This is a genomic window from Roseateles sp. GW821-FHT09H10, from assembly GCF_059415865.1.
In genome coordinates this window covers 176,296-195,324 of the sequence record NZ_JBWKOB010000003.1, presented here as the reverse complement: position 1 = coordinate 195,324, position 19,029 = coordinate 176,296, and the positions used below count along the sequence as shown (strand labels likewise).

Here is a 19,029-nt window from a genome sequence, read left to right as displayed (position 1 = left end):
CCGTCTTATCAGCAGATCGTGAAGCCCATATCGTTCTTCATCGCTCAATCGCTTTGGAGAACCTCATGAAGATCGCCCTCATCGGTGCCACCGGCTTTGTCGGCAGCGCCGTCCTCGCCGAACTGCTGCAACGCGGCCACCAGGTCACGGCCCTGGCCCGCAATCCCGCCAAGCTGGAAACACGTCCGGGGCTGGCTGTCGTCGCCGCCGACGCCTATGACGCCAATGCCGTGGCCACCGCCGTGCACGGCCACGACGCCGTCGTGTCGGCCTTCAACCCGGGCTGGAACGAGACCGAGCTCTACGACAAGTTCCTGCGCGGCGCCACGGCCATCGTGCAGGGCGTCGAGGGCAGCGGCGTCAAGCGTCTGCTGGTCGTCGGCGGCGCCGGCAGCCTGTTCGTCGCCCCCGGCGTGCAGCTGGTCGACACCGAGGACTTTCCCAAGCATGTGCCGCCCAATATCGTGCCCGGCGCCCGCGCGGCCCGCGACCACCTGACCGCCCTGCGCGCCAACACCGCCCTGGACTGGACCTTCCTGAGCCCGCCGGCCCTGCTGGCCCCGGGCGAGCGCAGCGGCCACTACCGCAGCGGCGGCGAGGAGCTGCTGATGGCCGGCCCGGCGCCTGCCGGCATCTCCGTGGCCGACCTGGCCGTCGCCATCGCCGACGAGATCGAGCAGCCGCGCCATGCTCGCGCCCGCTTCACGGTGGCGGCCCTGGCCGCGTAGGGCCAGGCTGACGAGCGCAAGCGGCATCGTTCACCTGTGCCCACGCTGCAGCTCGACTAGATTGGAGTTGTCGCGAGCCGGAGTTGCAGCTGAAGAGTTGCTCTACAGGCGCTGACCGACACCGGGGCCCGCTGCTGAGTGCATCGGGCCCTTTCTCTGTTTCGGCGGATGATGGCGGCATGAACCCCGTCCTCATCGAAGTCCTGCGCGGCAGCGCCGTCGAATCCCGCCATGCCGGCGCGCTGGCCATCATCGATGCCGAGGGCGCCGTGCACACGGCCCTGGGCGATATCGACAGGCCCATCTTCCCGCGCTCGGCGGTGAAGCTACTGCAGGCCTTGCCACTGGTCGCCAGCGGTGCTGCCGACACGTTTGCGCTGACCGACGCGGAGCTGGCCCTGGCCTGTGCCTCGCACAGCGGCGAGCCCGAGCATGTGGCCACCGCCGCCGGCGTGCTGGCCAAGCTGGGGTTGAGCGCCGACGCGCTGGAATGCGGCACGCAATGGCCCAGCCGCGATCCGGTGCTGCGCGGCATGGTGGCGCGCGGAGAACTGGCCACGCCGCTGCACAACAACTGCTCGGGCAAGCACAGCGGCTTTGTCTGCGTCGCTTGCCTGATGGCGCGCAACGCCGGTGCCAATCCGGCCGCGTTCGCGCGCGGCTATGTCGCAGCCGAGCACCCGGTCATGCGCGAGGTGTCGGCAGCCTTGTCGGCAACAACGGGCATCGATGTCGAAAAAGCACCGCGTGGTACCGATGGCTGCTCCATCCCGACCTTCGCGCTGCCGCTGCGATCACTGGCACTCGCCTTCGCGCGCTGCGGCACGGGCCAAGGCCTGTCGGACGGGCACGCCCGGGCCGCGCGCCGCCTGCGCCAGGCCGCGGCTGCCGCGCCCTTCATGGTCGGCGGCACGGACCGCTTCGACACGCGGGTCATGCAGGCCTGGGGCGAGCGCGTCTTCTGCAAGATCGGCGCTGAGGGCGTGTATTGCGCGGCCCTGCCCGAACTCGGGCTGGGCATCGCGCTGAAGATCGATGACGGCGCCGTGCGCGCGGCCGAAGCCGCTTTTGCCCAGGTTGTCCAAGGCCTGTTGAAGACCGAGGACGAGCTGTTACGCGGCTACAGCCACTTGCAATTGCGCAACTGGCGCGGCATCGACGTCGGCTCGCTGCGACCGGCGCAAGCGCTCATGCAGGCGCTCGCGGCCCGGCCCTGAAGCTGCAGCCGTCTCAGTGGCGATCGCGGCGCGGCGGCAAAGCCTGCTCGCTGTTGTAGTTGTTGCTGCTCGACGTATCGGTCGCCGTGGTCGTGGTCGTCGACGCCGTGCTGGCCGGGATCTCAGGGCTGCTTTGGTAGACGGGCGCTGCAGGCGGCTGCGTCTCGGTCGTGGTGCTGGTGGCGGCCGTCGTCGTGGTCATGTCCGTCTGCACAGGGGCCGTCGGGGCCGGCTGGGTGTCGCTGATCGCGACCGGCGCGATGGGCGCGGTCGGCGTCTCGGCCGGCATCGGTGTCGCCAGGGCGTCCGGCGAATTGGGCTGGCTGGTCGTGTCCAGAGGATTGGTCGGCGTGGCCTGGGCCAGTGTGGGCTGGGTGTCCGCATCGCGTGACAGGCCGGCGGTCTCGTCCGCGGAACGGTTGGATGCGCAGCCGGCGATGCCGATCAAGAGGCTGGCAGTTGCCAGCGCAACGGTCGTCGACAAGGGGTTGAATTTCCTGCTCATGATGAACTCTCCAGGGTTGATGAAGCGGTTCACGCTGCCATCTCCTGGCAGCGCAGCTGCGGCCGACGCCGCCCGGCCAGGTGGGCAAAGGCCGTTCCCGTGCCGGAAGCACCCCCTGCCGGCAGCGCCATCTGATGCCTTGCGAGCGGCCGCGTCAGTCGCCAGCCGATAAAAAACGATACAAAAAGCGACCAAGCAAGCGCTTGGTTGGCTTTACATTACGGCCCCATGCGTGCTGAAAAGCCCTCCTCCACCGCCCCCCTGCCGCCGCGCGAGCGCCTGCTGCAGGAGGCCATGCGCCTGTTCGGCGAACGCGGTTTCGACGCCGTCTCGACGCGCGAGATCTGCGCCGCCGCCGGCGTCAACCCGGGCGCCATCCACTACCACTTCACCGACAAGGACGGCCTCTACCGCGAGGTGCTGCGCCTGCCCGTCGTCGACCTGCAGCAGCAACTGGCCGGCTTCGACGATCCCGGGCTGAGCCTGCACGAGTCCATCCGCCGCTTCCTGCAGCCCTTCCTGTTCGACGACGGCGCCTGCAGCGCCCAGATGTTCTTCCGCGAGATGCAGGCGCCCAGCCCCATCTTCATGGAGACGGTGGCCCAGGAAGTCGGGCCGATCTTCGACCGCTTCGCCCAGCTGCTGGCCCGCCATGCCGGCCTGAGCGAGCCGACGGCGGCCATCCACCAGCTCGCCATGGGCCTGCAGGCCATGGCCCACGACTACTCCATGACCCGGCCCATGCTGGACGCCTTCCACCCCGAACTGCTGGCCGACGACCCCCTGCTCGAGCAGACCTGCCACCGCCTCGCCGACTGGGGCTGCGCCCTGGTCGAGTACGAGCGGGCTCAACACGCCAAGAAGTCTTCATGAATCGACGCCTCCTCCTTGCCGCTCCCGTGTTGGCGCTGCTTTGCGCCTGCGCGGCCGTGCCTCCCGCTGCACCGCCGGCGACCACGGCCATCCCCACCGCCTGGCGCTCGCCCCTGCCCCACGGCGGCAGCACGGCGGCGCTGAACGACTGGTGGAAGGGCTTTGACGATCCGCTGCTGGCCCGCCTTGTCGCGCGTGCGGAGGCAGGCAGCCCGACGCTGGCCCAGGCCGCCGCCCGCCGCCGCCAGGCCGAGGCCAATGCCACGCAGGCCCGCGGCGCCCTGCTGCCTCAGCTCAGCGCGAGTGCCCAGGTCCAGCGCGGCCGCAACCTGAATGCCGTGCCCGGCATCAGCACCCAAGGCAATGCCCAGTTCAATGCGAGCTGGGAGATCGACCTCTTCGGCGGCCAGCGCGCCGCCGCGGCGGCCGAGAACCTGCAGGCCCAGGCCGCCGGCTCCGACTGGCATGCCGCCCGCGTCAGCCTGGCCGCCGACGTCGCCCAGGCCTATGTGCAGCTGCGCCTGGCCCAGGCCCGCGAGGAGTCGGCCGAGCTGGACCTGCGCTTCGCCGAGCAGATCGCCGGCTGGGCGCGCGAGCAGCAGAAGGCCGGCCTGATGAGCGTCAGCGACGCCGCCCTGTTGAACACGGAACGCGCCGCCGCCGCGGCCAGCCGCAGCCAGTGGCGGGCCGAGGCCCAGATCACGCTGCAGACCCTGGCCCTGCTGTGCGGCGAACCGGCCCAGGCGCTGGCCAAGGAGCTGGCGCCGCCGGCCGTCGCGGGTGAAGGCTTCGAGCTGCGCCGCAGCCAGCCCAAGGTGCCGGGCTTCGACGTCAGCGCCCTGCCCGCCCAGCTGCTGGCCCAGCGCCCCGACCTGGCCGCCGCCCATCAGCGCTGGCTGGCCGCCCTCCAACAGCACCGCAGCGTCGAGGCCCAGCGCTATCCGCAGCTGAGCCTGGGCGCCCTGGCCGGCGAGTCGCAATTGCGCGTCGGCGGCAGCAGCAACAGCACGTCGATGTGGGCCGTCGGCCCGTCCCTGAGCCTGCCGATCTTCGATGGCGGCCAGCGCAAGGCCCGTGCCGAAGGCGCCCAGGCCGCCGCCGACGAGGCCGCCGCCGCCCTGCAGGCGCAATGGCAGACGGCCGTCGCCGAGGTGGAGGAGGCCCTGCAACGCGTGGCCGCCGGCGCCGAGCGCGAACGCGAGGTCGACGCCGTCAAGCGCGAATGGGAAGGCATCGCGCGGCGCTCCTTTAGCCAGGCCCAGGCCGGCCTGCAGAGCGGCGTCCAGCGCAACACCACCTTCCGCAATGCCCTGGCCGCCTACGACGCCGTGCTCAGCGTGCGCGCCGAGCATGCGCTGGCCTGGGTCCGCCTCTATCGCAGCCTGGGTGGCGGCTGGACCGCTGACGCCTCCACAACGAACACGAATACCGCCGCCGCGCGCTGAACGCCATGAAGATCCGCATCCCCTTTGTCACCGTCGTCCTGACCGCTGCACTGGCCGCCGCCTTTGTCGCGGCCGTCTCCAGCCCCGCCTTCGCCGCCGACCCGGCCGCCAGCGCCGCCCCCAAGCCGGCCCTGACCGTCAAGCGCGTCGTCGTGCAGGCCGGCAACTGGCACCAGACCCTGTCCGGCACCGGCTCCATCGCCGCCTGGCAGGAAGTCATCATCGGCGCCGAGATCGGCGGCCAGCGCCTGCTCACGCTGATGGTCGACGTGGGCGACCGCGTCAAGAAGGGCCAGGTGCTCGCCAAGCTCAGCCCCGGCACGCTGGAGGCCGAGCTGGCCGCCAGCAAGGCGGCGCTGCTGGAGGCCGAGGCCTCGGCCCGCGACGCCCACCTGACGGCCGAGCGCGTCAAGACCCTGCAGGGCAGCGAAGCCCTGTCGCCCCAGGCCATCGACCAGGCCCTGGCCGCGGATGCCGGGGCCCAGGCCCGCGTGGCCGCCGCCAAGGCGCGCGTGCAGGCCGATTCGCTGCGCCTGTCTTACACGCAGATCACGTCGCCGGACGACGGCGTCATCACCGCTCGCATCGCCGTGCCGGGCGCCCTGGTGCAGCCGGGCCAGGAACTGTTCCGCCTGCAGCGCCAGGGCCGCCTGGAATGGCGGGCCGAAGTGCCGGGCGCCGAACTGGCCCAGCTGAAGGCGGGCCAGGCGGTGCGCGTGCAGCCCAGCGGCGCACCGGCCGTCGAAGGCCGCATCCGCCGCGTCGCACCGCAAGTGGACGCGCAGACGCGCAACGGCCTGGTCTATGTCGACCTGAAGGCCGGCGAGGCCTTGCGTGCCGGCCTGTTCGCGCGCGGCGACTTCCTGCTCGGCGAGAGCCAGGCCTTGTCGCTGCCGCAGAGCGCCGTGCTGCTGCGCGACGGCTTCAGCTATGTCTTCCGCATCGACGGCGCCAAGGTGCGCCAGACCAAGGTGCAGATCGGCCGCCGCGAGGCGGACCGCATCGAGGTGCGCTCGGGCCTGACCGCCGGGGCCGCAGTCGTGGAGTCCGGCGTGGGCTTCCTGGCGGATGGGGACACCGTTCGCGTGGCGAACGGTGGGGGCGACACCGTCCCCGCGGCCAAGTAAGGAGACACGACGATGTTCAACGTCTCCCGCTGGTCCATCGCCAACCCGGTGCCGGCCATCATGCTCTTCATCATGCTGACGGCGGCCGGGATCTACGGCTTCAAGCAGATGAAGATCCAGCAGTTCCCCGACATCGAGCTGCCCACCATCGTCGTCACCGCCTCCCTGCCCGGCGCCGCGCCGGCGCAGATGGAGACCGAGGTGGCCCGCAAGATCGAGAACTCGCTGGCCTCGGCCCAAGGCCTCAAGCACCTCTACACCAAGGTGCAGGACGGCGTCGCCACCATCACGGCCGAGTACCGGCTGGAGAAGTCGCTGCAGGAGGCCCTGGACGACACGCGCGACGCGGTCAGCCGCATCCGCGCCGACCTGCCGGCCGACCTGCGCGATCCGGTCGTCACCAAGATGAACCTGTCGGGCATGCCCATCCTGACCTACACGGTCTCGAGCAGCAGCATGGACGACGAGGCCATGTCCTGGTTCGTCGACAACCAGGTCGCCAAGCGCCTGCTGTCGGTGCGCGGCGTCGGCTCGGTCTCGCGCGTCGGCGGCGTCAGCCGCGAACTGCGCGTGGAGCTGGACCCGTCGCGCATGCTGGCCCTGGGCGTCACGGCGGCCGAGGTGTCGCGCCAACTGAAGCAGGTGCAGCAGGAAGCCCCCGGCGGCCGCGCCCAGCTGGGCGGTGCCGAGCAGTCGCTGCGCACCATCGCCACCGTGCAGAGCGCCAGCGAGCTCGCGGCCATGGACATCCCGCTGAACGACGGCCGCCGCGTGCGCCTGGACCAGGTCGCCAGCGTCAGCGACACCCTGGCCGAACGCCGCGCCGGCGCCTTCCTGAACGGCAAGTCCGTCGTCGGCTTCGAGATCGTGCGCGCCAAGGGTGCCGGCGAGGTCGACGTGGCCGAGCGCATCCGCGCCGCGCTGGAAGAGCTCAAGGCCGCCCATCCCGACATCACCGTCACCGAGGCCTTCAACTTCGTCGACCCCGTCATCGAGAACTACGACGGCAGCATGAAGCTGCTGCTCGAGGGCGCGGCCCTGGCCGTGCTGGTGGTCTTCCTGTTCCTGCGCGACTGGCGTGCCACCTTCGTCAGCGCCGTGGCCCTGCCGCTGTCGGCCATCCCGACCTTCCTCGTCATGTATTGGATGGGCTTCACGCTCAACGTCGTGACGCTGCTGTCCCTGTCCCTCGTCATCGGCGTGCTGGTGGACGATGCCATCGTCGAGATCGAGAACATCATGCGCCACCTGACCATGGGCAAGACGCCCCTGGAGGCGGCGCGCGAGGCGGCGGACGAGATCGGCCTGGCGGTGATTGCGACGACCTTCACGCTGATCGCCGTCTTCCTGCCCACCGCCTTCATGAGCGGCGTGGTCGGCAAGTTCTTCGTGCAGTTCGGCTGGACGGCCTCCATCGCCGTGTTCTTCTCGCTGGTGGTGGCGCGGATGCTGACGCCCATGATGGCGGCCTACATCCTCAAGCGGCCCAAGCGCGAGCACAAGGAGCCTTTCTGGATGGCGCGCTACCTGAAGGCCGCACGCTGGGCCTTCACGCACAAGGGCAAGACCATGGCCCTGACGGCGGTCTTCGGCGTGGCCGCCTGCACGCCGCTGTTCATGGGTGCGATTCCCGGCGCCTTCCTGCCGCCCGACGACCTCAGCCAGACCCAGATCAGCATCGAGCTGCCGCCCGGCAGCACCTACGAGGAAACGCGCGCCATCGCCGAACAGGCCCGCGCGACAGCCGCAGCCCACAAGCATGTGAAGCTGATCTACACGGCCGTCGGCGGCGGCAATGCCGGTGGCGACCCCTTCGCGATGAGCGGCGCGGCCGAGTCCCGCAAGGCGACGCTGACGCTGAACCTGACGCCGCGCAACGAGCGCCGCGGCACCAGCAAGCAGCAGATCGAGCGCGAGCTGCGCGAGAAGCTGGAGAACATCGCCGGTGCACGCATCAAGGTCACCTTCGGCGGCTCGAACGAGAAGTACCAGCTCGTGCTGGCCGGCGAGGACGGCGAGCTGCTGGCCAGCCATGCCGCCAAGGTCGAGAAGGAATTGCGCGCCCTGCCCGGCATCGGCCAGGTGACGAGCAGCTCCAGCCTGCAACGCCCCGAGCTCATCGTGAAGCCCGATGCGGCGCGTGCCGCCGACCTCGGCGTCTCCACCGCGGCCATCGCCGACACGCTGCGCATCGCGACGGCCGGCGACTACGACCAGTTCCTGCCCAAGCTCAACCTCGCCCAGCGCCAGATCCCCATCGTCGTGCGCCTGCCCGACGCGGCCCGCGCCGACCTGGCCCTGCTCGGCGAGCTGACCGTGCCCGGCGCGCGCGGCCCGGTGCCGGTGCGCCAGGTGGCCGAGCTGACCATGACCAGCGGCCCGGCGCAGATCGATCGCTACGACCGGCTGCGCAACGTCACCTTCGAGATCGAGCTGAACGGCATGCCGCTGTCCGAGGTGCAGGCCGCCGCGTCCAAGGTGCCCAGCATCGCCAACCTGCCGCCAGGCGTGACCACCGCCGAGATCGGCGACGCCGAGGCCTTCGCCGAGCTGGGCCAGGGCTTCGCGCTGGCCATGGGCACGGGTGTCGCCTGCATCTACATCGTGCTGGTGCTGCTCTTCCACGCCTGGGTGCAGCCGGTGACCATCCTGGGTGCGCTGATCCTGTCCATCCCGGGTGCCATCCTGGCGCTGTTCGTCACGCAGACCGACCTCAGCATGCCGGCCATGATCGGCATGATCATGCTGATGGGCATCGCGACCAAGAACTCCATCCTGCTGGTGGAGTACGCCATCGTCGCCCAGCGCGAGCAGGGGCTGACGCGGCTGGAAGCGCTGCTGGACGCCTGCCACAAACGCGCGCGGCCCATCGTCATGACGACGCTGGCCATGGGCGCGGGCATGCTGCCCATCGCCCTGGGCTTCGGCACCGACCCAAGCTTCCGCGCCCCGATGGCCATTGTCGTCATCGGCGGGCTGATCACCAGCACCTTCCTGAGCCTGCTGGTGATCCCGGTGCTCTACGAGATCGTCGATGACTTCATCCAGCGCTTCGCGAAGAAGCGCGGCGCAAAGCCGGCAGAAGACGTGGCGACGGCCTGAGTTCAGGCGTCGGGCGGGATGTCGAGGTCCTCGACATACTCGCCCGACTCATCGCCGCGCGTGCCTACGACGAGGTAGGAGCACGGTTGTGCCGAGCGGTTGGCCACCGTGTGGCCATTGGGCACGCCAGCGGGCCAGCAGGCCGAGTCGCCCGCCTGCAGCGTGTGGGCGCCATCGTCTTCGGTCACCGTGACCTCGCCGCTGACGACGAAGAGATATTCGTCGACATGGTGGTGCCAGTGCCGGATCGACGCCTTGGCGCCGGGCTGCAGCACCTGCAGGGACACGCCGAACTGCGTGATGCCGCCGGCGTCACCCAGGCGGGCCGTGTCGACCCGCCCCCAACCGGGTTTCGAGCTGGTGGCGACGGGGACGGCGGCTTTGCGGACGATCATGAGGCTGGCTGCGAATGGATGGCGGCCCGGCGGCAGCCGGGCGCGCACCATAACGCAGGCCCGCCTCAGCTCAGTCTGAACACCGCGACCGATTGAGACAACTCATCGGCCTGCTGCTGCAGGCTGGACGCCGCGGCGGCCGACTCCTCCACCAGCGCGGCGTTCTGCTGCGTCATCTGGTCGAGGTTGGCGATGGCCTGGCTGATCTGGCCGATGCCGGTGCTCTGCTCGCCGGTGGCATGGCTGATCTCGGCCACGATGTCGGAGACGCGGGCGATGGAGGCGTTGATTTCCTTCATCGTCTCGCCGGCCTGGGTGACCAGGGCCGAGCCGCTGTCGACGTTCTCGGTGCTGCGCGTGATCAGGGCCTTGATCTCCTTGGCCGCCTCGGCCGAACGCTGGGCCAGCGTGCGCACCTCGGCGGCGACGACGGCGAAGCCGCGGCCCTGCTCGCCGGCACGCGCGGCTTCCACCGCCGCATTCAGCGCCAGGATATTGGTCTGGAAGGCGATGCCGTCGATGGTGCCGATGATGTCGCTGATCTTGTGGGACGAGCTGCTGATGCGGCCCATGGTCTCGACGACCTCGCTGACGACGGCGCCGCCGCGGCGCGCCACCTCGGCGGCATCGCCGGCCAGCTTGTCTGCCTGGCGGGCCGACTCGGCGTTGTGCGTGACGCTGGCGGTCAGCTCTTCCATGGCCGAGGCCGTCTCCTGCAGATTGGAGGCCGCCTGCTCGGTGCGCGAGCTGAGGTCATGGCTGCCGACGGCCACCTCGCGCGAGGCCGTGGCGATGCTGTCGGTGGCGCCGCGCACCTGGCGTACGACGGTCACGAGGGAGTCCTGCATCGTGGCCAGGCCCTGCATCAGCTTGGCCGTCTCGTCGCGGCCCCGGGCCTGCACCTCGCCGGTGAGGTCCTGGCGCGAGATGCGCTCGGCCGCCGCGACCGCGCGCTGCAGCGAGCTCAGGATGGACTTGGAATTGGCGTGCAGCAGCAAGGCCAGCACGGCGATGGCGACGACCAGCAGCACGATCAGGCCGGTGCGAGACGACGCGAAGCGGGCATCGATCTGCGTGATCTGCCGTTCGGAGTTTTCATCGATGAGCTTGGTCAGCGCGGCCAGTTCCTTGTCCAGGGTCCGCACCGGCCCCTTGACCGGCTCCAGGCCCTTGTTGGCCTCGGCGGTGTCCGGGAACTCGCCCTTGGAGACACGCTCGGCAAAGGGCCGGAAGCCGTCGCGGTAGGCCGTCAGCGCGCGCTGCGATTCCGTGACCGTGGCCAGGATGTCCTTGTTGAGCTGCAGCCCGGCCACCTTTTCCAGGGCGCCGCGGGCCTTGGCCTCGGCCTCGTCCCAGTCCTTGCGGTATTTGCCGACGGCATTGCTGTCGGCAATGTTGATCAGCATGTCCTTCTCGTAGCGCCTGAGGTTGCCCACCGCCGCCCGCGCGTTGGACAACTGCCCCTGGGCTTCGACGTCGTTGTCGACGAAGCGTTTGAGCTGGGCGCTGGCGTCGGACTGGGCCATCAGCCCGGAACCGCCGATCAGCAGCATGCCCAGGCCGGCCAGCACGCCCACGGCGGCCAGCCTTGCCCGGATCGGGAATTGGTTCATGTCGATCATGGCCACTCCTCACCCCTCCGTTGGGATGGAGGAAGAGTAGCCATTTCTGATCGATTTGGGCTATTTAGTGGCCCAAAGCTCACGCATGGCGGCCTCGAAGGCATCCCCCACCCGGGTGGGCGCACGCCAGGGCCGGGCCCGGCCAGCCACCCAGACCGACTGCCAGGGCGAGCCGTTGCTGCCGAAGACGACAGCATCCAGCAAGGCTTCGTCGGGCAGGCCGCGCAGGGCGTCGGCCTCGCGGTTCAGCACCAGCGCGTCGGCGCGGGCGCCGGGTGTCAGGCCCCAGGCCGTGAAACCGGCCGCGCGGGCACCGCCATGGACGGCGGCGTCGAAGAGGCGGGCCGCGCTGGACGGCTGGCTGCCCGGCGCCGAGGCGACATTGCGCTGGCGCAGGGCCAGGCGCTGGCCGTATTCCAGCCAGCGCAGCTCTTCCACCCAGCCGCGCGTGACCTGGCTGTCCGAACCGACGGTCAGCGGCACGCCGCCGGCCAGCCAGCGCGGCAGATCGGCCAGGCCGTCGCCCAGATTGGCCTCGGTGCCGGGGCAGATGACGATGCCGGCGCCGCTGCGGGCCACGGCCTCGATCTCGGCGCCTTCAGCATGGGTGGCATGCACCAGCTGCCAGCGCGGGTCCAGATGACCCTCGTCAGCCAGCCACTGGATGGGGCGCTTGCCCGTCGCCTTCAGGCAGTCGGCCACCTCGGCCGTCTGCTCGGCCACATGGATGTGGATGGGCAGGTCGGCCGCGCCGACGAGGTCGCGCAGGCGGGCGATGTCGCCCGGAGAGGCACCCCGCAGGGAATGCAGGGCCACGCCGGCATTCACGCGCGGCAGGCCGGCGGCCATGACACGCTGGCTGGCCCGCCAGGCCCAGTCGGCATCGGCCTTGAAGCGATGCTGGTCGGGCCGCAGGCCGTCGGCACCGAAGCCGCTGCGCGCATAGACGACGGGCAGCAGGGTCAGGCCGATACCGACCTCCTGGGCCGCCTCGGCCAGGGCCCAGGCCATATCCAGCTCGTCGTCGAAGGCCTGACCCTCGGCCGGATGGTGTAGATAGTGGAACTCGCAGACCTGGGTGTAACCACCGCGCAGCAGCTCGGCATAGAGCTGGCTCGCGACCGCACGCAGCTGCTGGGGCGAGATGCGCAGGGCCAGGGCATACATGCGGTCGCGCCAGCTCCAGAAGTCGTCCTGGCCGGCCTCGCGGCGCTCGGCCAGGCCGACGAAGGCGCGCTGGAAGGCGTGGCTGTGGGCGTTGACGAGGCTGGGGATCAGCGGACCGGCCAGCACCTCGGCCCCCTCGGGCGCCGGCACGCCGATGCTGATCTCGGACCAGTGGCCGTTGGCATCGACGGTCAGCAGCACGTCGCGCTGCCAACGGCCATCCACCCAGGCCAGCGGTGCATGGAGTTGCTTCAAACTGGGCATGCGAGCAACTCCTGCAGCATCTTCTCGATCAGCGGCGCCACCTGGGCGGCGCGCGCTTCGTCGTAGGCCAGGCGCGGGTCGGCGGCTTCGTCCATATAGCAGCGCTGGCACATCTCCAGCTGCACGGCATGCCAGCCCTCGGCCGGGCGGCCGTAGTGGCGGGTGATGTAGCCGCCCTTGAAGCGGCCGTTGACGACCTGGCTGAACTGCTGCTGGCCGGCCAGCAGCGCACCCAGCCGGGCTGTGATGGCGGGATCGCAGGAGGCGCCATCGGCCGTGCCGAGGTTCAGCGCCGGCAGCTCGCCCTCGAACAGCCAGGGCAGCACCGAGCGGATGCTGTGGCCCTCGAACAGCAGGGCGCGGCCATGCGCGGCGCGCAGCCGGGCCAGCTCGGCGGCCAGGGCCTCGTGATAGGGCCGCCAATAGGCCTCGACGCGGGCCTCGACATCCGCCGCGCCCGGGTCGCCGCCCTCGCGGTAGAGGGCCTCGCTGGTGAAGAAGCGCGTCGGCACCAGGCCGGTGCCGCCCGCGGCGCCGGGGTAGAGGGGCGCGTCATCGGAGGGCCGGTTCAGGTCGATGACGTAGCGGCTGTAGCGCGGCACGATGAGGCTGGCGCCGAGCTTCTCGGCCAGGGGCCGGTAGAAGCGCTCGAGGTGCCAGTCGGTGTCCTCGCTGGCCAGCGCGCGCGGCACATAGCGGTCGTGCAGCTCCGGCGGTATTTCGGTGCCTGCATGCGGCAGGCTGATCAGCAGCGGCACCTGGCCCTGCTGCAGGCGATAGACGCTCATGCTTCTCCCTGTATTCCTTGGCGGACCCGTTCTTTCAGCGGGTTATGTCCAAAGCATGCTGCCAGTTCGCGCGGATGCGCGCTATCCCAGACGCAGAAATCGGCGCGCTGACCCGGCACCAGCTGGCCGCGGTCCTGCAGGCCCAGGGCGCGCGCGCCGTTGACGGTCAGGCCGCGCAGGGCCTCCTCCGGCGTCAGGCGGAACAGCACGCAGGCCATGTTCAGCATCAGCAGCGGCGACAGCGTCGGCGAGCTGCCCGGGTTGTGGTCGGTGGCGATGGCGATGGGCACGCCGGCCTCGCGCAGCGCGGCAATCGGCGGCAGCTGAGTCTCGCGCAGCGCGTAATAGGCGCCCGGCAGCAGCACCGCGATGGTGCCCGCGGCCTTCATGGCCTGGATGCCGGCCGGGCTGAGGTATTCGAGATGGTCGCAGCTCAGTGCGCGGTAGCTGGCCGCAAGCTGGGTGCCGCCCTGGTCGCTCAATTGCTCGGCATGCAGCTTGACGGGCAGGTTCAGGCGCTTGGCCGCATCGAAGACGCGCGCCACCTGGGCCGGGCTGAAGGCGATGTTCTCGCAGAAGGCATCGACCGCGTCGACGAGGCCGGCCTCATGCAGCTCGGGCAGCCAAAGGCAGGCGGCGGCGATGTAGTCGTCGGCATCGGCGAACTCGGGCGGCAGGGCATGGGCGGCAAGGTAGGTCGTGCGCACGTCCACGCCCAAGCGGCCGAGCTGGCGCGCGACGCGCAGCATGCGGGCCTCGGTGGCCGCGTCCAGGCCGTAACCGGACTTGACCTCCAGCGTGGTCACGCCCTCCGCGATCAGGGCCTGGGCACGCCTGCTCGCCAGCGCGAGCAGCTCGGCCTCGCTGGCCGCGCGCGTGGCGGCGACGGTCGACTTGATACCGCCACCGGCCTTGGCGATGTCGGCATAGCTGGCGCCATGCAGGCGCTGCTCGAACTCGTGGGCCCGGCTGCCGCCGTAGACGAGGTGGGTGTGGCAGTCGACCAGTCCCGGCGTGACGAGGGCGCCCTGCAGCTCGACGATCTCGTCGGCCGCCGGCGCCTCGGCGCTCGGCCCGACCCAGCGCAGCAGCCCGTCCTCGACGAGCAGGGCGCCGTCCTCGATGAGGCCCCAGCCGCTGTCGCCGGCCAGGGTCGCCAGGACCCCGCCGCGCCAGAGCCGCGAGCCGCTCACTCGCCGCTCCAGGTCAGCCACCAGGCATTGCCTTCCCCCGTGAACAGGCAGCTCTGGCCCACCGGGTCCTCGCACCAGGCCAGCGTCAGCGGCGCCATCGGCATGGCGCGGTGGCCATGCTCCAGCAGGCCACCGTTGACGGTGAACAGGCCGACCCAGGGCGTCTTGGGCAGCAGCACATGGTGGGCCGATTCGACCTCCAGGTTGCCGCGCCGCTCCATCACATTGAAGACCTCGGTCTCGCCCTTGATGAGCGACGCCTCGGGGGCAAGGCCGCCGTCGAAGCGCAGCGGCTCGTCGCCCACGCTCTGCGGCCAGTCGAACAGGCGCAGGCCCGAGCCGCGGATGACGGCCAGCCAGCGGTGCACGCCGGGGAATGCCGAGAACGGCCCGTCGCGCTCGATGCGCGCGACGCTGATGCGCAGGGCCCAGTCATGGGCATGCGGCCAGGCGAGCAGCTCGCGCGTCGTGCCGCCCTTGTTCTTCCAGGCCTGCGGCTCCAAGTCGGCCGCGCTGACCTTGCTCCAACTCATGTTCTTGTCCTAGCTCCAGAAGCAACCGCGTATTTTCCGCAGCGCTGAACGGCAAAACTCATGCCGCGAAGCTCCCTTGCAATTGGTAACGTGCGCCGGGGTGGGTCAGTTTCACGCTGGTTACGGCCACACCGCGGCTGTAGGTGATGCGCTTGACGACCAGGCAGGGATCGCGCCGGTTGATGCCGAGCAGCTTGGCTTCGACCTCGCCGGTCAGGGCCGCCTCGATCATGTAGCGTGCCTCCGACAGCGGCGCCACGTCGAGCAGGTAATGCGTCGGCGTGATGCGCGTGAAATCCTGGGCCAGGTAGTCGGGCGCGCAGGCCGGGTTGACGGCCCTCTCCTCGCACTGGATGGCGACACCGTTCTCGAGATGAACGATGAGGCTGAGGAAGACCGGTGCGCCGCGCTTGAGGCCGAGCTCGGCCGCCTGCTGGGGCGTGGCCTTGCCGCGGGTCAGGGCATGCACCCGCGCCTCGTGCGTGCCGCCGCGCTCATGGATTTCCTCGTGCACGTCGCGCACATTCAGCGTCGACGAGATGCGGTGCAGCTGGGCCACGAAGCTGCCCACGCCCTGCACGCGCTCGATCAGCCCCTCCTGCACCAGCTCGCGCAGGGCCCGGTTCACCGTCATGCGGCTGACCTCGAACTGCGTGACCAGGGCGCCTTCGCTGGGCAGCAGGTCGCCGGCCACCCAGTGGCTGCTGGCGATGCCTTCGCGCAGATGGTTCTTGACCTTGAGGTATTGGGGTTCTGGACTGGCCGGGCTTCTTGGCATGGCGCCATCCTAGTTGACTTGACTTGTATAGACAACTAGAGTTCGCGGCACTTTGAGGAGTACCCGATGACCGCCCTGCCCCGTCCCGTCAAGGCCCCCACCGGCACCCAGCTGCACTGCAAGAGCTGGCTGACCGAGGCCGCCTACCGCATGCTCCAGAACAACCTGGACCCCGCCGTGGCCGAGAACCCCGACGCCCTGGTCGTCTATGGCGGCATCGGCAAGGCGGCGCGCAACTGGGACGCGTTCGACGCCATCTGCAAATCGCTGCGCGAGCTGAACGACGACGAGACGCTGCTGATCCAGTCGGGCAAGCCTGTCGGCGTGTTCCGCACCCACCCGGATGCGCCCAGAGTTCTGTTGGCGAATTCCAACCTGGTGCCGGCGTGGGCCAATTGGGAGCACTTCCACGAGCTGGACCGCAAGGGTCTGATGATGTATGGCCAGATGACGGCGGGCAGCTGGATCTACATCGGCAGCCAGGGCATCGTGCAGGGCACCTACGAGACCTTTGCCGAAGCCGCGCGCCAGCATTACGGCGGCGTGGCCAAGGGCCGCTGGGTGTTGACCGCCGGCCTGGGCGGCATGGGCGGCGCCCAGCCGCTGGCCGCCACCTTCGCGGGCTTCTGCTCGCTGAACATCGAGTGCCAGCAGTCGCGCATCGACTTCCGCCTCAAGACCCGCTATGTGGACGAGCAGGCGTTCGATCTGGACGACGCGCTGGACCGCATCGCCAAGTACACGGCGGCCGGCGAGGCCAAGTCCATCGCCCTGCTGGGCAATGCCGCCCGCCTGATCCCGGCCCTGGCCGAGCGCTGCAAGCTGGGCACGGCCATCAAGCCCGACCTGGTCACCGACCAGACCTCGGCCCACGACCTCATCCACGGCTATCTGCCGGCCGGCTGGAGCGTGGAGCAGTGGAAGGCCGCCGGCGCCGATCCGGCCCAGCATGCTGAACTGAAGGCCGCCGCCGCCAAGAGCTGCGCCGACCACGTGAAGGGCATGCTGGCCTTCCAGCAGATGGGCATTCCCACCGTCGACTACGGCAACAACATCCGCCAGGTCGCCAAGGACGAGGGCGTCAAGAACGCCTTCGACTTTCCCGGCTTCGTGCCCGCCTATGTGCGGCCGCTGTTCTGCGAGGGCAAGGGCCCCTTCCGCTGGGTGGCCCTGTCGGGCGACCCCGAGGACATCCGCAAGACCGACGCCAAGCTCAAGGAGCTGTTCCCCCAGCATGCCGCCCTGCACCGCTGGCTGGATATGGCCGCCGAGCGCATCGCCTTCCAGGGCCTGCCGGCACGCATCTGCTGGCTGGGCCTGGGCGAGCGCCACATCGCCGGCCTGGCGTTCAACGAGATGGTCAGGAACGGCGAGCTGAAGGCGCCCATCGTCATCGGCCGCGACCACCTGGACAGCGGCTCCGTCGCCAGCCCCAACCGCGAGACCGAAGGCATGAAGGACGGCTCTGACGCCGTCTCCGACTGGCCGCTGCTGAACGCGCTGCTGAACACGGCCGGCGGCGCCACCTGGGTGTCGCTGCACCACGGCGGCGGCGTGGGCATGGGCTACTCCCAGCACTCGGGCGTCGTCATCGTCTGCGATGGCACCGATGCCGCCGCCAAGCGCGTCGAGCGCGTGCTGTGGAACGACCCCGGCACCGGCGTCATGCGCCATGCCGACGCGGGCTACGACACCGCCGTCGCATGCGCCAAGAAGAACGAACTGAACCTGCCTTCCCTGTGAAGCCCGCCATGAAACTCATCCCCGGACAACTGACGCTCGAGCAACTCGCCGACATCGCCGCCGGCCGCGCCGCGCTGGAGCTGGCCGACTGGAGCGCCGTCGACAAGAGCGCCGCCCTGGTGGCCGCCGCTGCCGCGGGCGACGCGCCCGTCTATGGCGTCAACACCGGCTTCGGCAAGCTGGCCAGCACGCGCATCGCCAAGGACCAGCTCGCCCAGCTGCAGCTCAACCTGATCCGCAGCCACGCGGTGGGCGTCGGCGCGCCGATGTCGCCCGAGGTCATGCGCCTGATGCTGGCCACCAAGGCCGGCAGCCTGGCGCGCGGCTTCTCGGGCGTGCGCCGCGAGGTCGTGCAGAGCCTGCTGGACGCCTTCAACGCCGGCTTCATTCCCTATGTGCCCTGCCAGGGCTCGGTCGGCGCCAGCGGTGACCTGGCCCCGCTGGCCCACATGACGCTGGCCCTGATGGGCGAAGGCGAAGCCCTGGTGGCCGGCCAGCGCGTGTCAGCCCGCGACGAACTCGCCCGCCTGGAGCTGAAGCCGCTGACGCTGGCCGCCAAGGAAGGCCTGGCCCTGATCAACGGCACCCAGGCCAGCACGGCCCTGGCCCTGCATGCCCTGCTGCGCTTCGAGGGCCTGTTCGCCACGGCCCTGGCTTCTGGTGCGATGACGCTGGATGCAGCCAGAGGCTCCGACGGCCCCTTCGACGCCCGCATCCACGAGGTGCGCGGCCAGCCCGGCCAGATCGAGGTGGCCGGCGTCTACCGCGAGCTGCTCGCCGGCAGCGCCATCCGCCAGTCGCACCGCGAGGGCGACGAGCGCGTGCAGGATCCCTACTGCCTGCGCTGCCAGCCCCAGGTCATGGGCGCCTGCCTGGACCAGGCCCGCCACACGGCCGCCGTGCTGGTGCGCGAGGCCAATGCCGTCACCGACAACCCGCTGGTGTTTGAGGACGTGATGGTGTCGGGCGGCAACTTCCACGCCGAGCCGGTGGCCTTCGCCGCCGACAACCTGGCCCTGGCCATCGCCGAGGTGGGCGCCATCGCCGAGCGCCGCATCGCCATGCTGATCGACCCGGGCATCTCGCGCCTGCCGCCCTTCCTGACGGCCGACGCCGGCCTGCACAGCGGCTTCATGATCGCCCACGTGACCGCAGCCGCACTGGCGAGCGAGAACAAGAGCCTGGCCCATCCGGCCAGCGTCGACAGCCTGCCGACCAGCGCCAACCAGGAGGACCATGTCTCCATGGCCACCTTTGCCGCGCGCCGACTGCACGCCATGATCGACAACACCTCGCACATCGTCGCCATCGAACTGCTGGCCGCTGCGCAAGGCATCGACTTCCTGCGTCCGCTGCAAAGCTCGGCGCCGGTCGAGGCCCTGCACCTGCGCCTGCGCGCCGACTGCGCCAGCATGCCCGCCGACCACTACCTGGCGCCGGACATCGAGCGCGCCGCCGCTCTCGTGCAGGCCGGCGTGCTGGTGGCTCCGCACGCACCGCGCTTCGACGCCTGACCCACGGCCGCCGGCGAGGCGCAGAATCGGTCGCA

At 70.3% G+C, this 19,029-nt stretch carries 16 protein-coding genes; 8 read left to right on the top strand and 8 right to left on the bottom strand.

Annotated features, from left to right (window positions below; translation table 11 throughout):
* Positions 1-65: 65 nt before the first annotated feature.
* Positions 66-728 carry an NAD(P)-dependent oxidoreductase gene (locus AC07OY_RS16530; RefSeq protein WP_495043701.1) on the top strand — a complete coding sequence of 221 codons (663 nt, stop codon included), beginning with the start codon at positions 66-68 and terminating at the stop codon, positions 726-728.
* Positions 729-907: 179 nt separating this feature from the next.
* Positions 908-1,945 (top strand): asparaginase, encoded by a 1,038-nt coding sequence (locus tag AC07OY_RS16525; RefSeq protein ID WP_495043700.1) that lies wholly within the window; start codon positions 908-910, stop codon positions 1,943-1,945.
* Positions 1,946-1,958: 13 nt separating this feature from the next.
* On the opposite strand, the gene AC07OY_RS16520 is transcribed toward AC07OY_RS16525, so the two are convergent.
* Entirely contained in the window at positions 1,959-2,450 is a 492-nt protein-coding gene (locus AC07OY_RS16520) for a hypothetical protein (RefSeq protein WP_495043699.1), read from the bottom strand.
* Positions 2,451-2,678: 228 nt separating this feature from the next.
* On the opposite strand from AC07OY_RS16520, the gene AC07OY_RS16515 reads away from it, so the two are divergent.
* The 4 genes from AC07OY_RS16515 to AC07OY_RS16500 are packed head-to-tail and all read left to right on the top strand — an operon-like array spanning position 2,679 to position 8,997.
* On the top strand, positions 2,679-3,323 hold the full coding sequence (locus AC07OY_RS16515; protein WP_495043698.1) for a TetR/AcrR family transcriptional regulator: 645 nt from the start codon (positions 2,679-2,681) through the stop codon (positions 3,321-3,323).
* A complete protein-coding gene (locus tag AC07OY_RS16510; protein WP_495043697.1) occupies positions 3,320-4,768 on the top strand; it encodes an efflux transporter outer membrane subunit in 1,449 nt (482 codons plus the stop codon). The genes AC07OY_RS16515 and AC07OY_RS16510 overlap by 4 nt, the downstream gene beginning before the upstream one ends.
* A 5-nt stretch (positions 4,769-4,773) precedes the next feature.
* Complete coding sequence (locus AC07OY_RS16505) at positions 4,774-5,895, top strand: efflux RND transporter periplasmic adaptor subunit (RefSeq protein ID WP_495043696.1); 1,122 nt, start codon at positions 4,774-4,776, stop codon at positions 5,893-5,895.
* A 12-nt stretch (positions 5,896-5,907) separates the two neighbouring features.
* Positions 5,908-8,997, top strand: a complete 3,090-nt coding sequence (locus tag AC07OY_RS16500) for an efflux RND transporter permease subunit (protein WP_495043695.1) — start codon at positions 5,908-5,910, stop codon at positions 8,995-8,997.
* A gap of 2 nt (positions 8,998-8,999) precedes the next feature.
* Here AC07OY_RS16500 and AC07OY_RS16495 read toward each other — a convergent pair whose 3' ends face one another.
* The 7 genes from AC07OY_RS16495 to hutC all read right to left on the bottom strand — a co-directional run bounded on the left by AC07OY_RS16495 (position 9,000) and on the right by hutC (position 15,737).
* Positions 9,000-9,392 (bottom strand): cupin domain-containing protein, encoded by a 393-nt coding sequence (locus AC07OY_RS16495; RefSeq protein WP_495043694.1) that lies wholly within the window; start codon positions 9,390-9,392, stop codon positions 9,000-9,002.
* A gap of 65 nt (positions 9,393-9,457) precedes the next feature.
* A complete protein-coding gene (locus tag AC07OY_RS16490) occupies positions 9,458-11,005 on the bottom strand; it encodes a methyl-accepting chemotaxis protein (protein WP_495043693.1) in 1,548 nt (515 codons plus the stop codon).
* 69 nt (positions 11,006-11,074) lie between these two features.
* A complete protein-coding gene (gene hutF / locus AC07OY_RS16485; protein ID WP_495043692.1) occupies positions 11,075-12,445 on the bottom strand; it encodes a formimidoylglutamate deiminase in 1,371 nt (456 codons plus the stop codon).
* Positions 12,433-13,233, bottom strand: a complete 801-nt coding sequence (gene hutG / locus AC07OY_RS16480; RefSeq protein WP_495043691.1) for an N-formylglutamate deformylase — start codon at positions 13,231-13,233, stop codon at positions 12,433-12,435. The genes hutF and hutG overlap by 13 nt, the downstream gene beginning before the upstream one ends.
* The gene (gene hutI, locus AC07OY_RS16475) at positions 13,230-14,426 is read right to left on the bottom strand and encodes an imidazolonepropionase (protein ID WP_495043690.1); all 1,197 of its coding nucleotides are present in this window, start codon (positions 14,424-14,426) and stop codon (positions 13,230-13,232) included. Before hutI ends, hutG begins: the two co-directional genes overlap by 4 nt.
* On the bottom strand, positions 14,423-14,959 hold the full coding sequence (locus AC07OY_RS16470) for a HutD/Ves family protein (protein ID WP_495043689.1): 537 nt from the start codon (positions 14,957-14,959) through the stop codon (positions 14,423-14,425). The genes hutI and AC07OY_RS16470 overlap by 4 nt, the downstream gene beginning before the upstream one ends.
* Positions 14,960-15,017: 58 nt before the next feature.
* Entirely contained in the window at positions 15,018-15,737 is a 720-nt protein-coding gene (gene hutC / locus AC07OY_RS16465; RefSeq protein ID WP_495043688.1) for a histidine utilization transcriptional repressor HutC, read from the bottom strand.
* A 66-nt stretch (positions 15,738-15,803) separates the two neighbouring features.
* Here hutC and hutU point away from each other — a divergent pair, with 66 nt between their 5' ends.
* Positions 15,804-17,480 (top strand): urocanate hydratase, encoded by a 1,677-nt coding sequence (hutU, locus tag AC07OY_RS16460; RefSeq protein WP_495043687.1) that lies wholly within the window; start codon positions 15,804-15,806, stop codon positions 17,478-17,480.
* Between the two features lie 8 nt (positions 17,481-17,488).
* Positions 17,489-18,994 (top strand): histidine ammonia-lyase, encoded by a 1,506-nt coding sequence (hutH, locus tag AC07OY_RS16455; RefSeq protein ID WP_495043686.1) that lies wholly within the window; start codon positions 17,489-17,491, stop codon positions 18,992-18,994.
* Positions 18,995-19,029: the final 35 nt, after the last annotated feature.

Bases quoted from the DNA above. Each gene is read 5' to 3' on its own strand.
- AC07OY_RS16530 (WP_495043701.1), top strand. From the start codon at position 66: ATGAAGATCGCCCTCATCGGTGCCACCGGCTTTGTCGGCAGCGCCGTC.
- AC07OY_RS16525 (WP_495043700.1), top strand. From the start codon at position 908: ATGAACCCCGTCCTCATCGAAGTCCTGCGCGGCAGCGCCGTCGAATCC.
- AC07OY_RS16520 (WP_495043699.1), bottom strand. From the start codon at position 2,450: ATGAGCAGGAAATTCAACCCCTTGTCGACGACCGTTGCGCTGGCAACT.
- AC07OY_RS16515 (WP_495043698.1), top strand. From the start codon at position 2,679: ATGCGTGCTGAAAAGCCCTCCTCCACCGCCCCCCTGCCGCCGCGCGAG.
- AC07OY_RS16510 (WP_495043697.1), top strand. From the start codon at position 3,320: ATGAATCGACGCCTCCTCCTTGCCGCTCCCGTGTTGGCGCTGCTTTGC.
- AC07OY_RS16505 (WP_495043696.1), top strand. From the start codon at position 4,774: ATGAAGATCCGCATCCCCTTTGTCACCGTCGTCCTGACCGCTGCACTG.
- AC07OY_RS16500 (WP_495043695.1), top strand. From the start codon at position 5,908: ATGTTCAACGTCTCCCGCTGGTCCATCGCCAACCCGGTGCCGGCCATC.
- AC07OY_RS16495 (WP_495043694.1), bottom strand. From the start codon at position 9,392: ATGATCGTCCGCAAAGCCGCCGTCCCCGTCGCCACCAGCTCGAAACCC.
- AC07OY_RS16490 (WP_495043693.1), bottom strand. From the start codon at position 11,005: ATGAACCAATTCCCGATCCGGGCAAGGCTGGCCGCCGTGGGCGTGCTG.
- hutF (WP_495043692.1), bottom strand. From the start codon at position 12,445: ATGCCCAGTTTGAAGCAACTCCATGCACCGCTGGCCTGGGTGGATGGC.
- hutG (WP_495043691.1), bottom strand. From the start codon at position 13,233: ATGAGCGTCTATCGCCTGCAGCAGGGCCAGGTGCCGCTGCTGATCAGC.
- AC07OY_RS16470 (WP_495043689.1), bottom strand. From the start codon at position 14,959: ATGAGTTGGAGCAAGGTCAGCGCGGCCGACTTGGAGCCGCAGGCCTGG.
- hutC (WP_495043688.1), bottom strand. From the start codon at position 15,737: ATGCCAAGAAGCCCGGCCAGTCCAGAACCCCAATACCTCAAGGTCAAG.
- hutU (WP_495043687.1), top strand. From the start codon at position 15,804: ATGACCGCCCTGCCCCGTCCCGTCAAGGCCCCCACCGGCACCCAGCTG.
- hutH (WP_495043686.1), top strand. From the start codon at position 17,489: ATGAAACTCATCCCCGGACAACTGACGCTCGAGCAACTCGCCGACATC.